General features: G+C 63.6%; 19 protein-coding genes and 2 pseudogenes. 11 read left to right on the top strand and 10 right to left on the bottom strand.

Going from position 1 to position 22,896, the window contains the following annotated elements; translation table 11 throughout:
• Positions 1-20: 20 nt before the first annotated feature.
• The 3 genes and pseudogenes from L867_RS0117985 to L867_RS26530 form a co-directional block, all read right to left on the bottom strand.
• Positions 21-1,718, bottom strand: a complete 1,698-nt coding sequence (locus tag L867_RS0117985; protein ID WP_051439074.1) for a type I secretion system permease/ATPase — start codon at positions 1,716-1,718, stop codon at positions 21-23.
• A gap of 115 nt (positions 1,719-1,833) precedes the next feature.
• Positions 1,834-2,022, bottom strand: a pseudogene (locus tag L867_RS28220) (DUF1612 domain-containing protein); the annotation flags it as partial.
• A gap of 348 nt (positions 2,023-2,370) precedes the next feature.
• Positions 2,371-4,104, bottom strand: coding sequence for a calcium-binding protein (locus L867_RS26530; RefSeq protein WP_051439073.1), 1,734 nt, complete (start codon positions 4,102-4,104; stop codon positions 2,371-2,373).
• 215 nt (positions 4,105-4,319) lie between these two features.
• On the opposite strand from L867_RS26530, the gene L867_RS0117975 reads away from it, so the two are divergent.
• A complete protein-coding gene (locus L867_RS0117975) occupies positions 4,320-6,266 on the top strand; it encodes a CHASE2 domain-containing protein (RefSeq protein WP_028738161.1) in 1,947 nt (648 codons plus the stop codon).
• Positions 6,267-6,283: 17 nt separating this feature from the next.
• Here the strand turns inward: L867_RS0117975 and L867_RS0117970 are convergent, their stop codons facing one another.
• Positions 6,284-6,886, bottom strand: coding sequence for a FecR domain-containing protein (locus L867_RS0117970; RefSeq protein ID WP_028738160.1), 603 nt, complete (start codon positions 6,884-6,886; stop codon positions 6,284-6,286).
• A 139-nt stretch (positions 6,887-7,025) separates the two neighbouring features.
• Positions 7,026-7,730, bottom strand: coding sequence for a Crp/Fnr family transcriptional regulator (locus L867_RS0117965; RefSeq protein ID WP_028738159.1), 705 nt, complete (start codon positions 7,728-7,730; stop codon positions 7,026-7,028).
• A gap of 397 nt (positions 7,731-8,127) precedes the next feature.
• Between L867_RS0117965 and L867_RS28035 the strand changes: the two are divergent.
• Positions 8,128-8,403: pseudogene (locus L867_RS28035) on the top strand (transposase); the annotation flags it as partial.
• Between the two features lie 61 nt (positions 8,404-8,464).
• On the opposite strand, the gene L867_RS0117960 reads toward L867_RS28035, so the two are convergent.
• From L867_RS0117960 to L867_RS0117940, 5 genes are all read right to left on the bottom strand, one after another.
• Positions 8,465-9,169, bottom strand: a complete 705-nt coding sequence (locus L867_RS0117960; RefSeq protein ID WP_028738158.1) for an IS6 family transposase — start codon at positions 9,167-9,169, stop codon at positions 8,465-8,467.
• 118 nt (positions 9,170-9,287) lie between these two features.
• Positions 9,288-10,073 (bottom strand): pyrroline-5-carboxylate reductase, encoded by a 786-nt coding sequence (locus L867_RS0117955; RefSeq protein WP_028738157.1) that lies wholly within the window; start codon positions 10,071-10,073, stop codon positions 9,288-9,290.
• A gap of 7 nt (positions 10,074-10,080) precedes the next feature.
• Positions 10,081-10,272: a hypothetical protein gene (locus tag L867_RS0117950; protein WP_028738156.1), complete on the bottom strand. Its 192-nt coding sequence runs from the start codon at positions 10,270-10,272 to the stop codon at positions 10,081-10,083.
• 21 nt (positions 10,273-10,293) lie between these two features.
• The gene (locus L867_RS0117945) at positions 10,294-11,037 is read right to left on the bottom strand and encodes an SDR family oxidoreductase (RefSeq protein ID WP_028738155.1); all 744 of its coding nucleotides are present in this window, start codon (positions 11,035-11,037) and stop codon (positions 10,294-10,296) included.
• Entirely contained in the window at positions 11,030-11,779 is a 750-nt protein-coding gene (locus L867_RS0117940; protein ID WP_028738154.1) for an SDR family NAD(P)-dependent oxidoreductase, read from the bottom strand. Before L867_RS0117940 ends, L867_RS0117945 begins: the two co-directional genes overlap by 8 nt.
• Positions 11,780-11,876: 97 nt before the next feature.
• Between L867_RS0117940 and ydiJ the strand changes: the two genes are divergently transcribed.
• The 9 genes from ydiJ to L867_RS0117895 form a co-directional block, all read left to right on the top strand.
• Positions 11,877-14,933, top strand: coding sequence for a D-2-hydroxyglutarate dehydrogenase YdiJ (gene ydiJ, locus L867_RS25665; RefSeq protein ID WP_051439085.1), 3,057 nt, complete (start codon positions 11,877-11,879; stop codon positions 14,931-14,933).
• Positions 14,934-14,968: 35 nt separating this feature from the next.
• A complete protein-coding gene (locus tag L867_RS0117930; RefSeq protein WP_028738153.1) occupies positions 14,969-15,700 on the top strand; it encodes a FadR/GntR family transcriptional regulator in 732 nt (243 codons plus the stop codon).
• Positions 15,701-16,101: 401 nt separating this feature from the next.
• Positions 16,102-17,217 carry a branched-chain amino acid ABC transporter substrate-binding protein gene (locus L867_RS0117925; protein WP_028738152.1) on the top strand — a complete coding sequence of 372 codons (1,116 nt, stop codon included), beginning with the start codon at positions 16,102-16,104 and terminating at the stop codon, positions 17,215-17,217.
• A 72-nt stretch (positions 17,218-17,289) separates the two neighbouring features.
• Positions 17,290-18,207, top strand: a complete 918-nt coding sequence (locus tag L867_RS0117920; RefSeq protein ID WP_028738151.1) for an ABC transporter permease subunit — start codon at positions 17,290-17,292, stop codon at positions 18,205-18,207.
• Positions 18,208-18,217: 10 nt separating this feature from the next.
• Positions 18,218-19,522, top strand: a complete 1,305-nt coding sequence (gene livM / locus L867_RS25660) for a high-affinity branched-chain amino acid ABC transporter permease LivM (RefSeq protein WP_051439071.1) — start codon at positions 18,218-18,220, stop codon at positions 19,520-19,522.
• A complete protein-coding gene (locus L867_RS0117910) occupies positions 19,519-20,337 on the top strand; it encodes an ABC transporter ATP-binding protein (protein ID WP_028738150.1) in 819 nt (272 codons plus the stop codon). Before livM ends, L867_RS0117910 begins: the two co-directional genes overlap by 4 nt.
• Positions 20,334-21,053, top strand: coding sequence for an ABC transporter ATP-binding protein (locus tag L867_RS0117905; protein WP_028738149.1), 720 nt, complete (start codon positions 20,334-20,336; stop codon positions 21,051-21,053). Before L867_RS0117910 ends, L867_RS0117905 begins: the two co-directional genes overlap by 4 nt.
• 12 nt (positions 21,054-21,065) lie before the next feature.
• Positions 21,066-22,496 (top strand): aldehyde dehydrogenase family protein, encoded by a 1,431-nt coding sequence (locus tag L867_RS0117900; RefSeq protein WP_028738148.1) that lies wholly within the window; start codon positions 21,066-21,068, stop codon positions 22,494-22,496.
• Positions 22,497-22,505: 9 nt separating this feature from the next.
• Positions 22,506-22,896 (top strand): electron transfer flavoprotein subunit beta/FixA family protein (locus tag L867_RS0117895; protein ID WP_028738147.1); only part of this gene is annotated, 391 nt, incomplete at its 3' end.

The following is a 22,896-nucleotide window of genomic DNA, read 5'->3' as shown; positions in this document are numbered from 1 at the left end:
CAGTTCCCGGGGGAACAGGCTCAGGCGACCCGCAGCGTGCGCGGCGCAATCCGTTCCAGCACCTCGGCGCGCGGGCCAAACATCTGCTGCGTGCCATCGGTCATCACCAGAAGCTTGTCGGCCATGGAAACGAGCGCAGGTTTGTGGGTGGACACGATAATGGTGGCGCCACCGGCACGGGCAGCTTCAAGGGCTTCGGCCAAAGCCGCTTCGCCGGTGAGGTCGAGATTGGCGTTCGGTTCGTCGAGCACGATGAGAGCCGGCTTGCCGTAGAGTGCGCGGGCGAGGCCGATGCGCTGGCGCTGGCCACCGGACAGAACTGAACCGCCGGGACCGATCTCAGTGTCATAACCGTTCGGCAGCCGCAGGATGAGATCGTGAACGCCGGCCATGCGTGCTGCTGAGACCACCTTTTCGGCATCCATGTCGCCGAAGCGGGCAATGTTTTCGCCAATCGTTCCGGCCAGGAGTTCGACCTCTTGCGGCAGGTAGCCGATGGCGGGACCCAGCCGCTCAGGCGCATATTGCTCAAGCGTCGCGCCGTCGAGACGAATGGCACCGGCAGCGGGCGACCAGACATTGACCAGCGCCTTGATGAGGGTGGACTTGCCCGAGCCGGAGGCCCCGACCACCGTCATCATCTCACCGGCGGCAAGGCGGAAGCTGACGCCGGAAAGGCCGGGCTTCGCGGCCAGAGGCGCGCAGACAGCAAGCTGTTCGACGCTGACATGGCCGACCGGCGCCGGGAGTTCCATGCGCTGCACCGGACCTTCGCCGGCAGCAAGGACGGCGGCGAGGCGGGCAAAGGCTTCACGAGCCATGATAAAGCCCTTCCAGTGCTGCACCACCTGTTCGACAGGCTGAAGCGCACGGCCAATCAGAAGGTTTGCGGCAAACATGGCACCGACGGTGATTTCCTGATGAATGGCGAGCCAGGCACCGAGGGCGAGCATGCCGCTCTGGAGGATAAGGCGATAGGTGCGGGAAATGGAGACGATCAATGCGGCGCGGTCGCTGGCGCAGGTCTGCAGCGCAATCACCTCCTCATGCTTGCCGGACCAGCGGTCCGCGAAACGGCTGGCCATGCCGAGGGCGGCGACAACATCGCGGTTGCGCATGGCCGTCGCGCCGATCTGCGCTGCCGCCGTGGCCGATGCCGAGGCAGCGCGAAGCGCCGGGCGCGTGACCCATTCGGTGGCAAGCGTCAGGGCCAGCAGGCCGCCAATGCCGGCCAGCGCCGCAAGACCGAGCCCGGGATGCATGAGCCAGGCCAGCCCGACAAAAAGCGGCGTCCACGGCGCATCACAGAACACGACCGGCGCCGAGCCCGCCAGAAAATCACGAAGCTGGTCGAGATCGCGCAGACTCTGGGCGCCCTGCGCTTCCGTCGATGCAGCGGAACGGGACAGAACCCGCTCGACCAGCGGACGGGCCAGCGCCCGGTCGAAAATCGCGCCGGAGCGGATGAGGATGCGCGACCGGATCAGTTCCAGCGCGCCGTAAAGGGCAAAGGCCGCAAGCGCGAGACCCGACAGCGCCAGGAGCGTGCCGGTGTGACGGCTGGGCAGAACGCGGTCATAGACCTCGATCATGTAGAGCGGGCCGGTAAACATCAGAAGGTTGATGACGAGCGAGAAGGCAACGGTTGCGAAAAAAGCCGGGCGGCAGGCGCGAAGAGCGGCTGCAACATCGCTGTTTTTGGTGGTCTTGCGCATCATGATGAGCTCCTGCCGTTGGTGTGATGGCAGGAGAATGCCGCGGGAATACCGAGCACGCAGTTTCGCAGGGAACAGGCAAAAGCCCCGCAGGCAAAGGGCGGGACGACGCTGCCAGCAGGCGCCTGAGCCACGGCGCGTGCTGGAGCACCTGAATCCTGTCCCACGCATCAAGCACGAGCGCCGCCGCAGCACCGGCGGCAATTCGGCCGTCTCTGAGAACCGACCGCCATGCGTCGAAACGCTCGTTCTCGTCCCAGTCTGCATCGTAGACCAGAGGATTTTCATGAGGCGTTGCGCCGCGCACCGGCCTTTTCGCTTCTGCGAGAACCGCCTCGCTGCGGGCAGGAACGGCATCGATGGCGGCGAGTTCTGCGGCCAGAGGATCGGGGGTTGCACCCTCCTCGTCCGCTTCGGCCTGTGCGTTTTCCGGGAGCTTGCGGAACGGCCGGCCGCAGCGTTGATCGGCAACAAGCCCGCTTTCTTCGGCGCGCCTCTCGCCGCGCAGACTGCGCGAACCCTCCGCGCTCAACGCCCAGGCGGCAGTTTCGGGCCTGCCCGAGGTTGTTGCGGACCCCTAGCACAAGGGAGGCACCGACCGAAACCCCCGCCCGGCAGAGCCGGACGGGGGAGAGGATGCGGAGGCTGCAAGGGGTCAGAGCAGGAAGTCGGAAGCCGTCAGGGCAACGTTGCCGTTCAGGGCGATTGTCAGGTCGGTCACGCCATCGGCGTCGGTGTGGACCTGCACGAAGGTCGTGTTCAGCCCACGCTCGAACGTCACCTTGATCTCGCCCGTCATGTTGGCGTCGAAGAGGGGCACCAGACGGAAGGTGTCATTGGTCCCGGCGGTCGATGCATTGGCGTCGATGGCCGAGAGATCGATCTTGTCGGTGCCGTGGACGAAGTCGGTGATGACATCCTGTTGCGACGTGCTGCCGACCCGGCTTTCAGAGGTGGCGAGGTAACGGAAGATATCCGCCCCGGCTCCACCGGTCATCGTGTCCTTGCCCAGACCGCCGACGAGAATGTCGTTGCCGATGCCGCCATTCAGCGTGTCGCTGTCGTTTTCACCGAACAGCGTGTCGTCACCAGCACCGCCAACCACATTGTCCCGGCCCTGTCCGGCGCGGATCGTGTCATTGCCGGCACCGCCGTCGATCACGTCGTTCGTCAACACGCCGATGATGAAGGACGGAACGGCACCCGTGTCGGTGATCGTGTCGTTGCCATCGCCACCGCGCAGGGTGTCGTTGCCTAAACCGCCATCCATCGTGTCGTTGCCGAGCCCGCCATTGGCCGTGTCGTTGCCGATGCCGCCGTTGATCGTGTCATCACCAGCCCCGGCGTCAATCGTATCGTTGCCGGCACCACCGCTGATGATGTCGCGCAACTGGGCGCCGAAGCCTTCGCCGGTGTCGGTGAGAATGTCGTCGCCGTCGCCGCCGTCGATGGTGTCGATGCCGGATCCGCCCTCGATCGTATCATTACCGGCACCGCCGCGCAGCGTATCGGCGCCACCCTTGCCGTCAATGCGGTCATTGCCGTTCGAGCCGTTGAGGACGTTGGCCACCAGCGAGCCCGTCAGCGTGTCATTGCCAAGTGTACCGATGACGTTCTCAATGCTGGTGTAGCGGTCGCCCTGCGCTTCGCCGCCCGTACCGGTGCCGGTGGTCAGGTTGATCGTCACGCCGTTCGCCGAAGGCGAAAACCGCACTTCGTCAATGCCGGAGCCGCCATCGATGCGGTCGCCGCTGGTGCCGCCCTCGATGACATCATTGCCGGTACCACCGTTGATGATGTCGAGGCCGGAGCCGCCGAAAATCGTGTCATTGCCGGCTTCGCCATCCAGCCGGTCAATGTCCGCGCCGCCCGAAAGCCGGTCGTTGCCATCGCCGCCGAAGAGGCTGTCGCGGCCGTCTTCACCATCGAGCCGGTCATCGCCTGCCCCGCCCAGCAACGTATCCGCGCCGCTGCGGCCAAACAGCATGTCGGCACCGTTATTGCCGGTCAGCACGTTGCTGCCGGCGTCGCCAGCAAGGATGTCGTCGCGGCTGGTGCCGATGACATTCTCGATACCGGCGTAATGATCGCCCATCGAAGCGCCGGTCCCGCTGCCAAGGCCGCTGGTCAGATCGACCACGACGCGAGTAAAAGTGGACTGGCTGTAGTCGACCGTATCGATGCCGGCGCCACCTTCGAACGTATCCGCCGTGGCGGTCGTTTCGGTGGCCTGGCCGAGGTCGATCATTCTGTCGTCGCCGTTGCCGGCCAGAACCGAGTCGGCGCCAGTCGTCACGGTGATCGTGTCGTTTCCGTCGAAGGCGCGGATGAGGTCGTCCGCTGCGGTATCGATGAGGGTGTTTGCGAGGTTGTTGCCGTCGATTGCCATGGTCGTATCTCCTGCCGATAGGGTTTGGTGTGTGGTGATCCTTCCGGACCGTCCGTTCGATCCGATGACCCGAACATGCCCTGAATGCCCGCCGGGCGCTGTTCCCGGCGGAACAGGAGAAAAGCGGCTGATCGCTCACTCTATTTGCCGATTGGAAGGCGCCTGACCGGCGTGCTATCGGTAAGACCGTGCCTTCAGGCGAGCGGGAGATGGGCATGAACTATCGCTGGACTTCGGCGCTTCAGGCGCTCGGCGGGGCGGCGCTGGCTGTGGGCGCGGTCGGCCTCGCCTGGCTGGCTATTCCCGAACGCTCGGTCGAACGCTGGCGCGAAGCCGTCACCGACCGCCTGCTCGTGCAATCGGCCGCCCCGTCCGGGCAGATCGTCGTCGTCGATATTGACGAGGCAAGCCTTGATGCCGTCGGGCCCTGGCCCTGGCCCCGCACACGGCTGGCCGAACTTCTCGGCCGCATTGCCAATGGCGTGCCGCGCGTGGTTGGTGTCGACATTGTTCTGGCGGGCGAGGATCGCTACGCGCCGCGCCGCCTGATCGAAAGGTTGGCCCCTACGGACGCAGCCTTGCAGAGCCTCCTGGCCTCCCTGCCGGATACCGATGCGGATCTGACCGCCGCCGTCAGTGCAGCACCGACCGTGCTGGCGGCCCTCTTCTCCGATCGGCGGGTCAACCCGGACCCCGCCGCACCGGCCGCCACGCTTACCTCCGTTCCCGTGTTGATGACGGGTACCATGCCGAAACTTGCGCCCTGGGCCAGCGCCGGTGCGGTCACGCCGCTGGCAACCATCGCCGGCAAGACAGCCGGCATCGGCATCGCATCGCTGGCAGGCGATTACGACGGCCTTGTCAGGCAAGCCCCGCTGATGGGCGCGGCCGACGCAGCCATCGTACCCGGCCTTGCCGCAGAAGTGCTGCGCCATTCGCAAGCCGCCAGCGCCTTCATCTTCGACAGCACGCGCAACGTCCTCTCCATCGGCGATTACAGCGTGCCGTTGACGCCGGATCTTGGAATGCGCCTGCGCCCGTCCTTGCCGCAATCCTGGACCGCCCGCACGGAATCAGCCGCTGCCGTTCTCGCGGGCGCCGTGCCGACAAGCCGTTTCGAAGGCAAGATCGTGCTGGTTGGCGGCAGCGCGCCTTCGCTCGGCGCACTTCGCGCGACGGCGGCCACACCGCTTGCCCCCTCGGTGCAGATTCAGGCGGACGCGGTGGAAACGCTGCTGTCGCGGCAAATCCCCTATCGGCCCGGCTGGGCACTGCCGCTGGAAATCGTCGCCTTCATCGCTCTCGCCGCCATTGGCGCGCTGACGGGAGCGTTGCTTGGTGCGGCCACCGCCGGCGGCATTAGCCTTGCGGCCGCGGGTCTTTGGGCCGGCGGCGCCCTGATGGCGCTCGCCACCCGCTCGCTTGTGATCGATCCCGTGACACCCGCGTTAGGATCGATCGTGGCGGTGATGGCCGCCGGGCTCGTCTCTGCGGTGATGCAGCGCCGTTTGGCGGCCAGTATCAGACGCCGCTTCGAACAGCATCTTGCGCCGGCCGTGGTGGCACGGATCGTCGATCGGCCCGATATTGTCCGCTTCAAGGGCGAGCGGCGCGAAATCACCGCACTCTTTACCGATATCGAAGGCTTCACCTCCCTCACCGACCGGCTCGAGGCCATGACGCTGATTGCCCTGCTTGACGATTATTTCGCAGGCGTGGTCGAGGCAGTGGTGAAGAATGGCGGCATGGTCGACAAGATCGTCGGCGATGCGGTCCATGCCCTCTTCAATGCCCCCGTCGAGCTTGAGGACCATCCACGCCAGGCGCTCGCCGCCGCCCACGATATCCTCGCCTTCACCAATGCCTTCATGGCAAGCGAGCCGGCGTGGCGCGCTGGGCTCGGCCGTACCCGCATCGGTCTTGAAACCGGCGAGGCCGTGATCGGCGATGTTGGCACGGGCACCAAGGTCGATTACACGGCCCACGGCAGTGCGGTCAACACTGCTGCCCGGCTGGAGGCGCTGAACAAGCAATTCGGTACGAGCATCTGTGTCGGCCCCATGCTGCGCGCCTGCCTTGCTGACGTGGCGTTTAGGCCGCTCGGCGCGGTGGATGTGTGCGGTCGCGGCACGCTGGAAGTGTTTACGCCTGCCGGGAATTGACCCCGACAGGCGTACCCTCAGCCAAGAACGCTGCGGAAGGCCTCGTCAATACGCGCCGGGTTCCAGCGCTTGAGCGCACTTGCCGCGGCCCCGGCGGCGGTAATTTCCACGCCGTCGCCCGCCGCAAGAACACGAGTTTCACCGCCCGCTTCGACCTTCACCTCGCCACGCTCGCAGAAAATGCCGAAGGTGCCCCGACTCGGTCCGGCGAAGAACCGAGTGCCGCGCACACCGATGAGGCCGAACACCGAGCGAACCTCGATGGCGGTCTTCGGCAAAGCGTCATCTCGGTCGAAAATCATGGCGCCGTCACCCAGCACGAGTTGCCCACCGGAGGCGGCGACAAAGCGGTCGATCTTCAGCCGAGCACTGGAGCCGAGAAAGACGTTGGAGCCGCCCTCCATGGCCAGCGCGGCGCGGGCGTCCGCCTCGGTCCAAACGAGATCGCCGAGCAGGACATCGGCCCCCGCCGAAAGCGTCCGTCTCTGGTCAATCTGGGCGAAGACGCCGCCGCTGGCGCTGCGCACATCTCCAACCTGCCTTGCCGCGCCAGTGGCATGCAGCGTGCCGGGCAGGCCAAGGCCAGCCAGAAGCAGCATGGAAAAATGGCGCCGATCCATTACATTTTGCCGATCATTGCACATGGACTTCCCTTCCCTCCGGAACCGCCGCATCAAACAGCGGCAGGTGGTTGCGTTATGAAGCGCCCATGCTTTCACGCAAAAGCCGGGTAGCGCAGTTTCCGCGGAAACAGGCCGATCAATCTCCGTGCCCCTCAACCAGAAGGGTCAGCGCCTCTCGATCGCAAAACAGGCGATCACTCGTGCGCTTGATCGCGCCGGTCTTCTCGAGAACGCCAAGCGCGACGTTGAGCTTGGGGCGGCTTGCCCCGACCAGACGCGCAAGTTCCCCTTGCGAATACCCAAGTTCGAGCGGCACACGCCCGATGGATGAAGACGCCGGGCGGGTGCCGAGTTGCTCCAGCAGAAAGCGCGCAAGGCGAACTTCGATACGGTGGAGCGCAATGCCTTCCATCTGCGCGGTCGTCGCGCGAAGGCGCTTGCACAAGAGCGCGATCACCGATTGCGCCATCCCTGGTCTTTCGTGGAAAAGGGCAGTAAGGCTCGTCGCTTTGATTGCATAGGCGGTCACATCGGTCAGCGCGGTTGCATCGGCAGAGCGCGGTCCACTGTCGAGCACGGCAATTTCGCCGATCATGTCGCCCGGGCCGGCCACGCGAACATTCAATTCGCGCCCGCCCGCCGTGGCCAGCGTCAGCCGCACCAGTCCGTTTTCGACGAGGTAGGCCCGGTCGCCCCGGTCCCCGGCCAGGAAGAGAACGTGGCCAGCTTCGAAATGAACCGCGCGGAACGCGTCGGCGCAGGCGGCGCGGTCATCATTACCGAGGGTGGCGAACAGTTCCGTCCGGCAGAGAAGGTCGTCGAGGGGCGTTCCCTTGCTCATGCGTGTGTCCCACAGCCTTCCGACGATCCGCTTCACAGGTAATCCAGAATGCCCCCAGATCGCTGCGAGCATGCTCGAACTTTGCCACGGAAGCCGAGGGCCGACAAGCCAGCCAAAGAAGGGGTCACTGGAGGGGCTGGTCAGGCCCGGCATGTCTAACAGGCTAGGGGCAGTCCATAGCTTACCTCAGCGCCACGCTCACTGCCATCGTCAACGGTCACAGGCAGAGCCATATTGAAAGGCTGCTGCCGTGGAACTATCTGGCAGGCTAGACTCGGCAAGGAACTTGCAGACCACAAGATTGCCTACCAAACCAACCGAACTCTAGGTCCTGTTGACAAAGTGGATTCCCAAATCAGCGGAAGCATGATTCAAGACTGCCTTTTAGGAGGCATTTTTGGCTCGCGGCGACCTGACGGATATGGAATGGCGGATCATTAAGGGGCTGTTGCCCACCGAACGCGGCAGGAAGTCTCGGCCCTCGCACGATAATCGACTATACCTGAACGGCATGCTGCATGTTCTTCGGGTCGGATGCCCATGGCGCGACATGCATGACCGCTACGGAAAGTGGAATTCCGTCTATGTGCGTTTTCGCCGTTGGGCCGAACAAGGAGTTTGGGACGCTCTGCTTGAAACGCTCGTTGAACTGGGACTGACGGATGACTGGCAACGGCGATGTCACCTTAACTTGAATTCGGATGCGTGGGAGACTTCTGCCTTGGGGATTGATCTCAGGCCATGGCTCCGGCCGCAGCTTTCCACTCTGCGATCGCCTGGATGCGGTGAACGCGGTTTTGTAATGCGGAGCGTTGTGAACGGGGTGAGACGAAGAGGTTGCGGACAGCGGAGAAGACGGAGACGAAGCGCTGAAGGCCTCCCGGTGAACGGAAGCCTTGCATCATCCGCTCCCGTTTTCGCAACGGCACATGAGAATTCTCGGCTCGGTTGTTCAAGCCTTTGTGGGATCGGTGTTTGACGTGCGGCATGACTTGCCGCCGGGCTGCTCCATAGGAGCGCAACTGATCAGTGATCATCCGCTTCGGCGCGATACCCTGCTTCTTCAAAAGACGGGTCAGCAATCGCTTGGCAGCTTTGGTGTTGCGGCGGTTCTGAACGATTTCGTCAAGCACATACCCGTCCTGATCGACGGCCCGCCAGAGCCAGTGTTTCCTGCCCGCAATGGTGATGACGACTTCGTCTAGATGCCACACATCGCTCCCGCTGGGCTTCTTGCGGTGAAGGCGACGCGCATAAACCGGGCCGAACTTCTTTGCCCAGCGGCGGATCGTTTCATAGGAGACGGCAATGCCGCGCTCCAGCAGCAATTCCTCGACAAGGCGCAGGCTCAGCGGAAACCGAAAGTAGAGCCAGACCGCGTGGGCGATGATCTGGGGTGGGAAGCGATGGCGCTTGTAGCTGACTGGCGAGGTGTTCATCCACGTGCGCCTATCGCAACCGCTCCTTACAAGGCGTTACTGTGACATCGCCCGGTGCACGTGACGCGTTTCGGTTCCAAACTCTTAGTTCATCGTTCCTGCTAATGGTGGCCCTCACTCAGCTCGCTTGGATTCGGGCCAATACAACTTCGAGCGCGAGCGCCAGAGCGTCGAGACCTCCGCCTTTGTTGAACTCTGCAAACATGCTCTCGTTGAGCCCGCCCTTCGTGGAGTACTCATGGCGGAGATGTTCCAACGATATCGATGGATTGCGGAACGCGACCGTTGAGAGACTCACAAAATGTTGCGTAAGATAAGCTCGCGCGGTTTCTTGCAGCATGCCCTTGGACTGCATCCACCCGACAACGTGATCCATGATGCCGAAGTAGGAGCCCATCAGAGCACTTGCTGCGGCAAGCACCTCGAATTCCTTGATCGTCTTACAAGCGACGGCCGTCCCGAGCGTGGAGAACAACGCTTCAACCGCCACGTCCGGCGGGAAGACCGTAGTGACGCCGGTCAGGGTCGCCACGAAGGGCAGCGGCACCGCACGTACGAGGTTGACGGGAGCTCCGATCATGGAGCGCAAGATCGCGTGGTCAACCGTCGCGATCAGGCTGACGACCTTCTGGCCGGGTCGGAATTGGAGGGCACGCACGACCTCCTCCGCGACATTCGGTCGGACCGCGAGGAACAGCATATCTGCTGCATCGACTACATGCTGGTTATCGACAGCAACAGTCACCTGCTCCGACAGGAGCGCGAGACGCTCAGCGGTTTTCGCGGAGCGAGGCGACACGACTATTTCTGGTACCGGCATCTCGCGGGAGACAAGGCCCGTCACGATTGCTTCCGTAATCGTACCGGTGCCTATGAAGCCGAGCCGAAACTTCGGGACCGCCATTAAACGTTCAATCCTCTGCGGGATTGTGGAAACCGGCCGACAGGGTGAAGCCCGCTGGGGGTACCAGCGGTTCCGCGTTGGCGTCCGGCGGCGGCTTCGGGATCATCGCATGCGCCGCGATGACGGAGCGGATCGCAACGGGACGATAGTTGCGGACGAGGTCCGGTCGGCGCTCATCCTCGGAAGTATTGTCGTTCATGGCCACTCCTCCCGCTTGAGGTCACTGCGCCTCGAATTTCACCATAGTTCCGCCGCCCGTTGCCTGATCGGTCGGGAAGACCTCGACGCGAGCGACATCGACATAGACCGGCAGCGCGATCACGTCGTCCACGATCCGGGCGATATGCTCCGGCTGGATCGGCCGGTAGCCGTCATACAGCACGGCCTGCGCCTGATTGTTGGCGATGGAGGTACGGTAAAGCTCTGTTTGCACCCGGCCGGGCACGATTTCGCTGACTCGGACCGAGGTGCCGAGAAGATCGCAACGCAGGTTGTCGCAGAATAGGCTGAGGCCTGCCTTCGAAGCGCCGTAGGCACCCATGCTCGGGTAAGGCGCCTGACCGCCGCTAGACCCGATATAGATGAGGTGGCCCCGCTTGCGCGCTACCATGCCCGGCAGCACGGCACGCGTCAGGTGCAGCGGCGCCTTGAGGTTGACGTCGATCATCGCGTCGATCTCGGCGGGATCGATGTCCTGGAAGGCCGCGCGGGTCGAAAGGATGCCGGCATTGTTGACGAGGACGTCGACCTCGACACCGTCGAGCGCCGCGGCGAGGCGGGCCGTATCGCGCACATCCGCCAGCACCGGGATTGCACCGGTCGCGTCGGCAAGTTCGGCAAGCTGCGCCGCGTTGCGGCCGACGGCATAGACGGCGAGGCCACGGGCGCGCAGCACCGGCACGATGGCCTTGCCGATACCGCTGGTGGCGCCGGTGACGACGGCAACGCGATAGGCATCAGACATAGATGTAGCCCCCACTGACAACGACATTCTCGCCGGTTGCATAAGTGTTGCGGCTGGACGCCATCATCACGATCCACTCGGCCATTTCGACGGGCTCGGCGGCGCGGCCGAGCGCGCTTGCCTTGGCAAGCTCCGGCAGGAAGCCGAGTTCCTTGGCGCGGTCGGTGGCAAAACCGGCGGGTGCCACGGAGTTCACCAGAATCTGGTCTGCGGCACATTCCTGCGCAAAGGACTTGGTGAGGCTGACGACGGCGGCCTTGGTGGCGGCATAGTGGGCATTCTGCGGATGCGCCTTGAACGCATCGACGGAGGTGACGTTGACAATGCGGCCGGTCACCTCGGGCGCGTTGACGAACTGGCGCATATGGCGCACCGCCGCGACCATCATGTGATAGGTACCCTTCACGTTGATGGCGTTTTCGAGGTCCCAGTCCTCGTCGGAGATTTCAAGGATGGGCTTGCGCGGATAGATCGCGGCGCTGTTAACCAGCGCGTGGATGCGCCCGAGCTTCGCGGCCACGGCCGCAAAGCCGCCATGGGCCGTCTCGGCACGGGAAATATCGGCAACGGCCGTCGCCACTTCGGCGCCGAGCGCTTCGAGCTCCGCGGCGGAAGAGGCCAGCAGCGTCTCATTGCGATCGATAAGGCCGATCTTCGTCGCGCCGTTGGCGACCATCAGCCGGGCGGTCACCAACCCCAGCCCCGACGCGCCACCTACGATGACAACAGACTGGTTCTTCATGTTCCGACCTCGCGATTTCGGGTTGCGCCGCCATATTGGCATGTTATCACTTATATGCCAACTTATATGAAGCACAAGCACCTTTTTGGACTTCGAGATGATCCCTCGCCTTGTCGCAGAACACCACAAGCCCTCACCAGTCGAGGCGTTCCTGTCGTATCTCGCCAGCGTGGGCCTTGAAGGAGAGATCGGTCGATCCGCGGCAGAGCGCAATGTCTTTGCCACGGACAATTCCATCTATCAGGTCGAACCGGCCGCCATTCTGTTCCCCCGAAACACTGACGACCTCAAACGCATAGCCAAAGCCTTGGCCCGACCGGAATTCTCCGAGATCAGCGTTGCTCCGCGCGGCGGCGGCACGGGTACCAACGGCCAGTCGCTGACATCAGGCGTCGTCATCGATTGTTCGCGCCATATGAACCGCATTCTCGAGATTGACCCCGTACGCCGCGTCGCCCGGGTGGAGGCAGGCGTCGTCAAGGACCAGTTGAACAAGGCGCTCGCGCCGCACGGCCTGTTTTTTGCCCCCGAACTCTCGACCTCAAACCGAGCAACGATCGGCGGCATGATCTCGACCGACGCTTGCGGTCAGGGCTCCTGCCTTTATGGAAAGACGAGCAACCATGTGCTGGCCTTGCGCGTCGTGCTGACCGACGGCACTGACTTCCTCTCCCGCCCCGTGCGCGAGGAGGAATTGCGCGCGCTCCAGGCGCGGCGCGACCGGATCGGCGATATCCACCGCACCGTCGCCCGCATCACCAGCAACGATCGCGCCGAGATCGAACGCATCTTTCCGAAGCTCAACCGCTTCATGACAGGCTACGACCTCGCCCATGTGCAACGCGGCGATGGTTTTTTCGACCTCAACGCGTTGCTCTGCGGGTCGGAAGGCACGCTGGCGATGATTGCCGAGGCGGAGCTGAACCTGCTGCCGATTCCGGCTTGCGCGGCACTGGTCAACATCCGCTACGACAACTTCAATGCCGCGCTCGAGGATGCGCGCAATCTCGTGGCGCTCGATGTCGCCTCGGTAGAGACGATCGATGAAACGGTGCTGCGGCTTGCCAAGGGCGATATCGTCTGGCCGCGGATCACCGCCTTTTTCCCCGACGATGCCGCTGGCCCGTCAAACGGCATCAACATCGCCGAAATCCTGGCGGATACGCCGTTGGAGCTGGCGGAGAAGCTGTCGGCGGTCATGACGGCGCTGGAAAACAAGCCAATTCCCGGCCGCAAGGGTTTTACGACGGCCCATGGCAAGGCCGAGATCGAGGCCGTTTGGACGATGCGCAAGCGCGCGGTCGGCCTGCTCGGCAATGTAGAGGGTCCGGTCCGGCCGGTGCCTTTCGTCGAGGATACTGCCGTTCCACCAGAAAATCTCGCCGCCTATATCCGGGAGTTCCGGGCATTGCTCGACAGCGAAGGCCTCGCATACGGCATGTTCGGCCATGTCGATGCCGGCGTGCTGCATGTGCGCCCGGCGCTCGACCTCACCCGTCCCGAACATGCGGCGCTGGTGCGCCGGATTAGCGATGCCGTCGTGGCATTGACGCGCAAACATGGCGGCGTTCTCTGGGGCGAGCACGGCAAGGGCGTGCGCTCGGAATATGTGCCGGCCTTTTTTGGGCCGCTCTACCCGCGCCTGCAGGAGATCAAGGCCGCTTTCGATCCGCTCGGCCAGCTCAATCCCGGCAAGATCGTCGCGCCGGCCGGCCGCACCCTGCCGAAGATCGACGCCATCCCGCTGCGCGGCACGCTCGACCGTGACATTGGCAACGACATCCGCGCCGCATTCGACAACGCCGCCTATTGCAACGGCAACGGCGCCTGCTTTGATTTCGATGAGGACGGGCTGATGTGTCCGTCCTACAAGGCGACGCGCGACCGGCGCTTCTCGCCGAAAGGCCGCGCCTCGCTGATGCGCGAATGGCTACGGCGGCTTGCCGAGAAGCGCATCGACCCGCGCCGCGAAGCCGCGCGGCCGCAACCGCTTGGCTTCGTGAACCGTGTGTGGAACAGCCTCAATCCCGCCAATCGCGGCGACTTTTCCCATGAGGTGCGCGCGGCAATGGATACCTGCCTCGCCTGCAAGGCCTGCGCCGGGCAATGTCCCGTCAAGGTGAGCGTACCCGCCTTCCGCGCCAAGTTTTTCGCGCTCTATTACAAGCGCTATCTGCGGCCGTTGAAGGATCCCTTGGTCGCCGCCATCGAAACCACCTTGCCGCTGATGGCGCGGGTGCGGCCGTTCTACAATCTAGTTGCCGGTTCCTCGGCAGGACAGGCCGCGATGCGGCGCGCCGGCCTCACGGCGCTGCCCACGCTCCCATCGATATCGGTGCGCCGAACGCTTGCCAGGCAGAACGTATCCGTCGCCACTCCGGCGCGGCTGGCACGCCTCGATACGGCGGAGCGGGCTAGGGCCGTCGTTTTCGTGCCGGATGCTTTTACCGAGCATTTCGATCCGCACGTCCTCCTCGATGCGGTGGGCGTGGCGCGACTGCTCGGGCTTATACCCTTCATCGCGCCGCCGCTGGTCAACGGTAAGGCGCTGCATGTGCATGGCTATCTCGCCGCCTTCGAGAAAACCGCCCGCCGCACCGCGGCAACCATCGACAGCCTGGCGGAAGCCGGCGTGCCGCTGGTCGGCATCGATCCGTCCATGACTCTTGTCTTCCGCAGCGAATATTCCGGCACGGGCATGAGATCGCGTGTCCTCCTGCCGCAGGAATGGCTGGCCACCGTCCTCGAACGCCTTCCCTCGCCGAGCGGCGGAGAGCGCAAGCGCGTCAAGCTCATGGCCCATTGCACTGAGCGCACCAATGCGCCGGAGGCAACTGCCCAGTGGGAGGCTGTATTCGCGAAACTGGGTATGCAGCTCGTCGTCGGCGAAGCCGGGTGCTGCGGCATGGCAGGCACCTTCGGTCATGACGTGCGCAACCGTGCACTTTCCGAGACCCTCTATGCGATGAGCTGGCAGCCCGCCCTTGCCATGCCAGACCGGGGCGAGTTGGTGATGGCGACGGGTTACTCATGCCGGTCGCAGGTCAAGCTCATGGATGACGTAAGACTTCCCCATCCATTTCAGGCCATCCGAGCTGCCCTCCAGGAGAGCCACACACTTCTCTTGGATCGAGATACGACGTATGATATGTGACAAATTCGAAGAGTTGACGCAAAGGCTGTATCGGAATGTCGGTTATCACGCAGCGCGGCAATCTCGGGGAGATCGTCGTCGCCAAGCTTAGCGAGCGCATCGATTCCGGGCTTTACGTTCCGGGCGAGAAGATCCCGTCGAGTGCTCAGCTCTGCGAGGAGTTCGGCGTTTCCCGCACCGTCATCCGCGAGGCACTGACCTCGCTCAAGGTCGCCGGCCGCGTGATCACCCGGCAGGGAGCCGGCGTCTATGTGACGGATAAAGATGCCAAAACGCTGAATTTCGAAATCAGCCGCATCGACGATATCCGTTCGGCCATGCAGATCTTGGAACTGCGGCTCGGGGTGGAAATGCAGTCGGTGGCACTTGCCGCCCAGCGCCGCACACCCGAGGCGCTCGCCGAGATCGCCCGCGCCTTCGACCATATCGAAAACCTCGAAACGGGAGATGCCGAGGTGGAGGCGCGCGCCGATTTCGAGTACCACCTCGCCATCGCCAAAGCGACGCGCAACCCGCATTTCCCGCGCTTTCTGGAAGCCGTTATGGGCGAGATCAATTTCGATCTCGTGCTGAAGCACAGCCAGTCCGGCCGCTCCTACAACGCCTACCTGAAGAAGATCAACAAGGAGCACGCCACCATTCTCGCCGCGATCACGCAGGGCGACGCAAAGGCCGCGAGACAGGCGCTTTCCGCCCATCTGGAAGAGAGCCTCAGCCGCTATCGCGCCATGCTGGCCGAGCCTGCGGGCACCAAGGCGAAGGCCTGACCCCCTAACTGAAGGTTGAAGGAAAAGGCGTCCTTTGACGAACCGCACTCGCGCGCGATCATCCGCCGCGGGACTTCCCGCGTTTTTGCCCAATGTTCGAGGCTCTCGATAGCGTCCGTTCGTCAAGGATAGCTTGCCGATCGACGGAATTTCTTACGCAGGCCCGAGGCTGGGGCAGCCATATACTCTTTTCAGTGGCGACGAAACTTGCAGGCGATCTCCATACGGCGAGCGTGTGGGGCGCAGATCAGGATGGATACATCATGATCTCCTGTTTTCCCGTCCTTCCGGGGGTGAGCGCGAAGCACAAGGCCGGCACTCGCCCCTGCAAAGACAAGAGATGTGGAACGAACCGCATCCCACTGAAGAGTTTCATGGCTTAACCAGAGGGAAGCCCGCACATGACCCAGATTTCGAAAATCCTGGCGGCGACTGCCATCGCCTCCACCCTGCTTCTCGCGCCGGCCTTTGCCGCCGACACCATCAAGATCGGTGTCGCTGGCCCCTATACCGGCGCCAATGCCACCTTCGGTGAGCAGGTCTATAACGGCGTCTCCGCCTATGTGAACGAAGTGAATGCTGCCGGCGGCATCAACGGCAAGCAGGTCGAGCTCGTGAAGGGCGACGACGCCTGCGAACCCAAGCAGGCCGTGGCCGTTGCCAACCGTTTCGTCGACCAGGATAAGGTGCAGGCCGTGATCGGCCATTTCTGCTCGTCGAGCACGATCCCGGCCTCGGAAATCTACAACGACGCCGGCATCCTCGAAATGACGCCGTCCTCCACCAACCCAACCGTGACCGACCGCGGCTTCGACAATCTCTTCCGCGGCTGCGGCCGTGACGACCAGCAGGCCATAGTCGCCGCCGGCTTCATCCTCGACACGCTGAAGCGGGACAAGATCGCCCTCATCCACGACAAGGACACCTACGGCCAGGGCCTCGTCGATGCCGTCAAAAAGACCATGGAAGAGCGCGGCGTGCAGCCCGTCCTCTATGAGGGCCTGACGCGCGGCGAACGCGACTTCAACGCCCTCGTCACCAAGATCAAGAGCACCGGCGCCAACGCCGTCTATTTCGGCGGCCTCATTCCGGAAGGCGGCCCGCTGGTGCGCCAGCTAAAGGAACAGGGCGTCGACGTCGTCTTCGTAACGGGCGACGCCTTCGCCCAAGCCGAACTGGTCGCTGCCGCCGGCGGCCCGGCCAACCTGAAGGACGTCTACTATTCCGCGACACCGGATCCGCTTGCCGATCCCTCGACCAAGGACGTGCAGGACGCGCTGACCAAGGCCAATATCACCCCGGCCAACTACGTCCTCTACGGCTACGCCAATGCGCAGGCCGTCGTCGCGGCGCTGAAGGCCGGCGAGGACCTCGATGCCCAGGCCGCCTGGCTACGCGGCAACACGGTCGATTCCGCCATCGGCAAGATCACCTGGAACGAGAAGGGCGACATCAAGGACTTCAAGTTCGTCTTCTATAACTTCGACGACAAGGGAACCCCCGTTCTCGTCAAGTAACGACGATCCGTCCATGCCGGTCGGACCGCTGTCCGGCCGGCTCTCCGTACCCAAACCTCAGGGGGTCCGCGTATGGATGTCTACATCCTCATCCAACAGTTGTTCAACGGCATCACGCTCGGCACGATCTACGGCCTGATCGCGGTCGGCTACACCATGGTCTACGGCGTCATCCGCATGATCAACTTCGCCCATGGCGACGTCTACATGGTCTCGGCCTACATCGCCTCCATCACCCTTGCCGTGCTCACCTTCTTCGGCATCCAGTCCGTACCCTTCGCACTGATCTCGGTGCTGGTTGTCACCTGCGCAATCACCGCCGTCTACGGCTGGGCCATCGAGCGCGTCGCCTATCGGCCCCTGCGCGGCTCCACCAAACTCGCTCCCCTGATCTCGGCCATCGGCATTTCGCTGATGCTGCAGAGCTATGTGCAGATCGCCCAGGGCGCCCGCGACCAGGGTGTACCCACCCTCATCAGCGGCGCGTTCCGCTTCGGCGACGGCGTTCATTTCGCCCAGATCACCTACATGCAGACCGTAATCCTCTTCGCCTCTTTGATCGCCATGGGTCTCCTGACTTATGTCATCAATCACACGCGCATCGGCCGCGAATGCCGCGCGGTGCAGCAGAATATCCGCATCTCGGCCGTGCTCGGCGTCAACACCGACCGCATCATCTCCACCGTCTTCGTCATCGGCGCCGCGACGGCCGCCGTCGGCGGCGTGCTCGTCACCTTCAACTACGGATCGTTCAATTTCTTCATCGGCTTCGTCATGGGCATCAAGGCCTTCACCGCGGCCGTTCTCGGCGGCATCGGCTCGCTGCCCGGCGCCGTTCTCGGCGGCGTGCTGCTCGGCCTGACGGAGGCGCTGTTCGCCGGCTATGTCAGCACCGACTACAAGGACGTCTTCGCCTTCGCCCTGCTCATCACCCTCTTGTTCTTCCGCCCCTATGGCCTGCTCGGCCGGCCGGAAATCCAGAAGGTGTGAGGGAAGAGACATGGAAACGAACCGCGTTCTTACGCTCGCCAGGCAGGCGCTCCTCACCTTCACCGTTTCTCTGATCCTCTTCGGTCCGATCTCCGGCCTCGTGCTGGAAGAGTTTTCGTTCCGCAACGAACTGACGCGCCCCCTGCTGCTCGCCGCGGTCGTCGCTGCCGGACGGATTGCCTTGTCGCTGGTCGGCATGACGGCCACCGGTCGAAAGATCGCCGGCAAAGCGGCCAGCAACGGCAGCGGCGTGACCGTCATGACCGGCGAGGAAAAATCCCCCATCCTGATCCTCGCGCTCCTGTTTGCCGCAGGCCTTGCCCTCCCCTTTTTCGCCGACAAATATTTCCTCGGCATCGCGATCCTTGCGCTCATCTACTGCCTGCTCGGCCTGGGGCTAAACATCGTCGTCGGCCTTGCCGGCCTTCTCGATCTCGGTTTCGTCGCCTTCTATGCGGTCGGCGCCTATCTGCTGGCACTCGGCTACCAGTATCTCGGGCTTGGTTTCTGGAGCGCGCTTATCATTGCCCCGTTCCTCGCCGGCCTCTTCGGCATGGTCCTCGCCTTCCCCGTCCTCAAGATGCATGGCGACTATCTCGCCATCGTCACGCTCGGCTTCGGCGAAATCATCCGCCTGGTGCTCAACAATTGGCTTGACTTCACCGGCGGCCCCAACGGCGCGCCAGTTCCCGCGCCGACCTTGTTCGGCCTGGAATTCACCCGCACCGCCAAGCAGGCCGGGATCCCGATCCATGACTATCTCGGCATTCCCTATAGCGCCGACTACAAGTTCTGGTTCATCTACCTCGTGCTCTTCCTCGTCGTCTGCCTCGTCATCTATGCCGTGGAGCGCCTGCGCGTCATGCCGCTCGGCCGCATGTGGGAGGCACTGCGCGAAGACGAGATCGCCTGTCGCTCGCTCGGCGTGAACCATGTCTTCACCAAACTCACCGCCTTCATGCTCGGCGCGTCGACCGGCGGGCTCGCCGGCGTATTCTTTGCGGTCCAACAAGGTTTTGTGAACCCGACATCCTTCACCTTCTTCGAATCCGCCCTCATCCTCGCCATCGTGGTTCTTGGCGGCCTCGGCTCGACCGTCGGCGTCATTGCCGCCGCGCTCGTCCTCACCATCCTGCCCGAACTGCTGCGAGACTTTGCCGAGTACCGCGTGCTGATCTTCGGCGTGATGATGGTGGTGATGATGATCTGGAAGCCTCGTGGCCTCGTGCGTATCAAGCGCCCGGCGTTTTTCCCGAGCACGGTGGAGGAGACCCGCGGCCCGCTGCACACAACGAAAGTGGAGGCCGCCCGATGACCGCCCCCCTCCTCGACGTCCGCAACGTCACGATGCGTTTCGGCGGCATCGTCGCCAATCGCAATGTCAGCTTCGCCGTTGAGCGCGGCGCAGTAACGGCCCTGATCGGCCCCAACGGCGCCGGCAAAACGACGATGTTCAATTGCATTACAGGCTTCTACCGCGCCAGCGAAGGTCAAATCCTGCTCAACGCTCCTGATGGGCCACAGGATATCGGCGCACTGATCACAAAGCCGATCACGGGCGGCTCGCATCTCGTCACCCGATCTGGCATCTCACGCACCTTCCAGAACATCCGCCTGTTCAAGGAAATGTCTGTCGTCGAGAACCTGCTGGTGGCGCAACATCTGGTGACGGCCAACAATCTCCTCAGCGGTGTCTTCCGCACCCCCGCCTTCCGTCGGGCCGAGCGCGAGGCCGTCGACCGGGCCTATCACTGGCTCAGCGAGATGAACCTGATCGGCGATGCAAACCGCCTCGCCGGCGAACTGCCATACGGCCGTCAGCGCCGACTCGAGATCGCACGCGCCATGTGCACCGGGCCGAAACTCATCTGCCTCGACGAACCGGCCGCCGGCCTCAATCCGTCGGAAACGCGCGAGCTTTCCGAGGTCATCCAGCGGCTCTGCGAGGAGCATGGCCAGACCGTGCTCGTCATCGAGCACGACATGGGGCTGGTGATGCGCATTTCCGACCACGTCGTCGTGCTCGACCACGGCGAGGTGATTTCCGAAGGTGCGCCGGAGCATGTGGCGAACGATCCCGCCGTTATTGCCGCCTATCTCGGCGTCAGCGAAGAAGAGGTTGAGGCATGAGTGAGGCCCCCTTGCTGGAGTTTTCGAGCGTGCACGCCCACTACGGGCCTGTCGAGGCGCTGAAGAATGTGAACGTGCATATTTTAAAGGGTGAGATCGTCAGCCTGATTGGCGCAAACGGCGCCGGCAAAACGACGCTGCTCTCCTCGATTTTTGGCGCGCCCCGCGTCTCGGCCGGGAAGGTCCTGCACAAAGGCGAGGACATTTCCAAACTTCCCACCAACCGGATTTCGCGGCGCGGCATCGCGCTCGTGCCGGAGGGCCGGCAGATCTATCAGGACATGAGCGTCGAGGAAAACATGATGATGGGTACGACGCCCATCGGCATGGGGAATTTCGAGGAGGACCGGGCCACCATGTTCGACCTCTTTCCCCGCCTGAAGGAACGGCGCAACCAGACCGCTGGCACCATGTCGGGCGGCGAGCAGCAGATGCTGGCCATCGCCCGCGCCATGATGGCCCGGCCGGAGCTGATCCTGTTCGACGAACCTTCGCTCGGGCTTGCGCCGCTCGTCGTCAAGCGTGTCTTCGAGGTGCTGCGCGAGATCGCCGCCATGGGCAAGACGATCTTCCTCGTCGAGCAGAACGCCAACCACGCGCTGAAACTGTCCAAGCGCGCCTATGTCATGGTCAATGGCCGTATCCACCTCTCCGGAGACAGCGCCGCCCTTCTCGACAATGAAGATGTCCGCAAAGCCTATCTCGGCCTGCACTGAACGGAAAAGACAATGCTGCATAAGAACCTGATTGCCGGCGAATGGGTCTCCGGCGACGCTTCGGCGAACATCAACCCCTCCAACACCAGCGACGTCGTCGGCGATTATGCCCGCGCCAGCGCTGGGGATACGAAGGCCGCCATCGCCGCCGCCAAGGCCGCCCTGCCTGCCTGGTCGCGCTCGGGCATTCTGGAGCGCCACGCGATCCTGAAGAAGACGTCCGACGAAATCATGGACCGCAAGGACGAGCTCGGCCGTCTGCTTGCCCGCGAAGAGGGCAAGACGCTGCCCGAGGCGATAGGCGAAGTCACCCGCGCCGGCCAGATCTTCGATTTCTTCGCCGGTGAAACCTTGCGTCTTTCCGGCGAGGTCCTGCCGTCCGTGCGTCCGAATATCGGTGTCGAGATCACCCGCGAGGCCGTCGGCGTCGTCGGCATCATCACGCCCTGGAATTTCCCCATCGCCATTCCCGCCTGGAAGATCGCACCCGCGCTCGCCTACGGCAACACGGTCGTGCTGAAACCCGCCGATCTCGTACCGGGCTCCGCCTGGGCGCTCGTCGATATCCTGCACCGCGCTGGCGCGCCGGCCGGCGTCGTCAACCTTGTCATGGGCCGCGGCAGCGTCGTTGGCCAGGCGCTGCTCGACAGCCCGGATGTGCAGGCCCTGACCTTCACTGGCTCCACCGGCACCGGCAAGCGCGTCGCGCTCGCCTCCATCGAGCACAACCGCAAATTCCAACTAGAAATGGGCGGCAAGAACCCCTTCGTCGTGCTGGACGATGCCGATCTCGCCGTGGCCGTCGAGGCGGCCGCCAATTCGTCCTTCTTCTCAACCGGCCAGCGCTGCACCGCCTCCTCGCGGCTGATCGTCACCGAAGGCATCCATGACCGCTTCGTCGCCGCGCTGACGGAGCGTCTGAAGGGCCTCGTCGTGGATGACGCGCTGAAGGCCGGCACCCATATCGGCCCCGTGGTCGACGAAAGCCAGCTGAAGCAGGATGCCGACTATATCGATATCGGCCGCGCGGAAGGTGCAAGGCTCGCCTTCGGCGGCGAACGGCTGGAGCGGGACGCGCCCGGTTTCTATCTCGCGCCCGCCCTCTTCACCGAGGCGACGAACGACATGCGCATCGCCCGCGAAGAGATTTTTGGCCCTGTCGCCGCCGTCATCCGCGTCAGGGACTATGACGAAGCTTTGGCCGTCGCAAACGATACCGCCTTTGGCCTCTCCTCCGGCATCGCCACGACGAGCCTCAAGCACGCCACCCATTTCAAGCGCAATTCGGAAGCCGGCATGGTCATGGTCAACCTGCCCACCGCCGGCGTTGACTTCCACGTGCCTTTCGGCGGCCGCAAGGGCTCGTCCTACGGCCCGCGCGAACAGGGGCGCTATGCCGCCGAGTTCTACACCACCGTCAAGACCGCCTATACGCTTGCCTGAGGATTTCCGATGAAACTGCTTGTGCCTGTCAAACGTGTCGTCGACTACAACGTCAAGATCCGCGTGAAGCCGGACGGCTCCGGCGTCGAGCTGGCCAACGTCAAGATGTCGATGAACCCGTTCGATGAAATCGCCGTCGAAGAGGCGCTTCGCCTCAAGGAAGCCGGCAAGGCATCGGAAGTCGTGGTCGTCTCGATCGGCCCGGCCAAGGCCGAAGAAACGCTCCGCACCGCACTCGCCATGGGCGCCGACCGTGCCGTTTTGGTCGAGACCGATGACGCCGTCGAGCCGCTCGCCGTCGCCAAGCTGCTGAAGGGCGTCATCGACGCCGAACAGCCCGGTCTGGTGATCACCGGCAAGCAGGCGATCGACGACGATTCGAACCAGACCGGCCAGATGC

The sequence above is a fragment of the Paenirhizobium selenitireducens ATCC BAA-1503 genome (assembly GCF_000518785.1).
Lineage (GTDB): Bacteria > Pseudomonadota > Alphaproteobacteria > Rhizobiales > Rhizobiaceae > Allorhizobium > Allorhizobium selenitireducens.
This window is presented reverse-complemented; position numbering and strand designations above follow the sequence as displayed.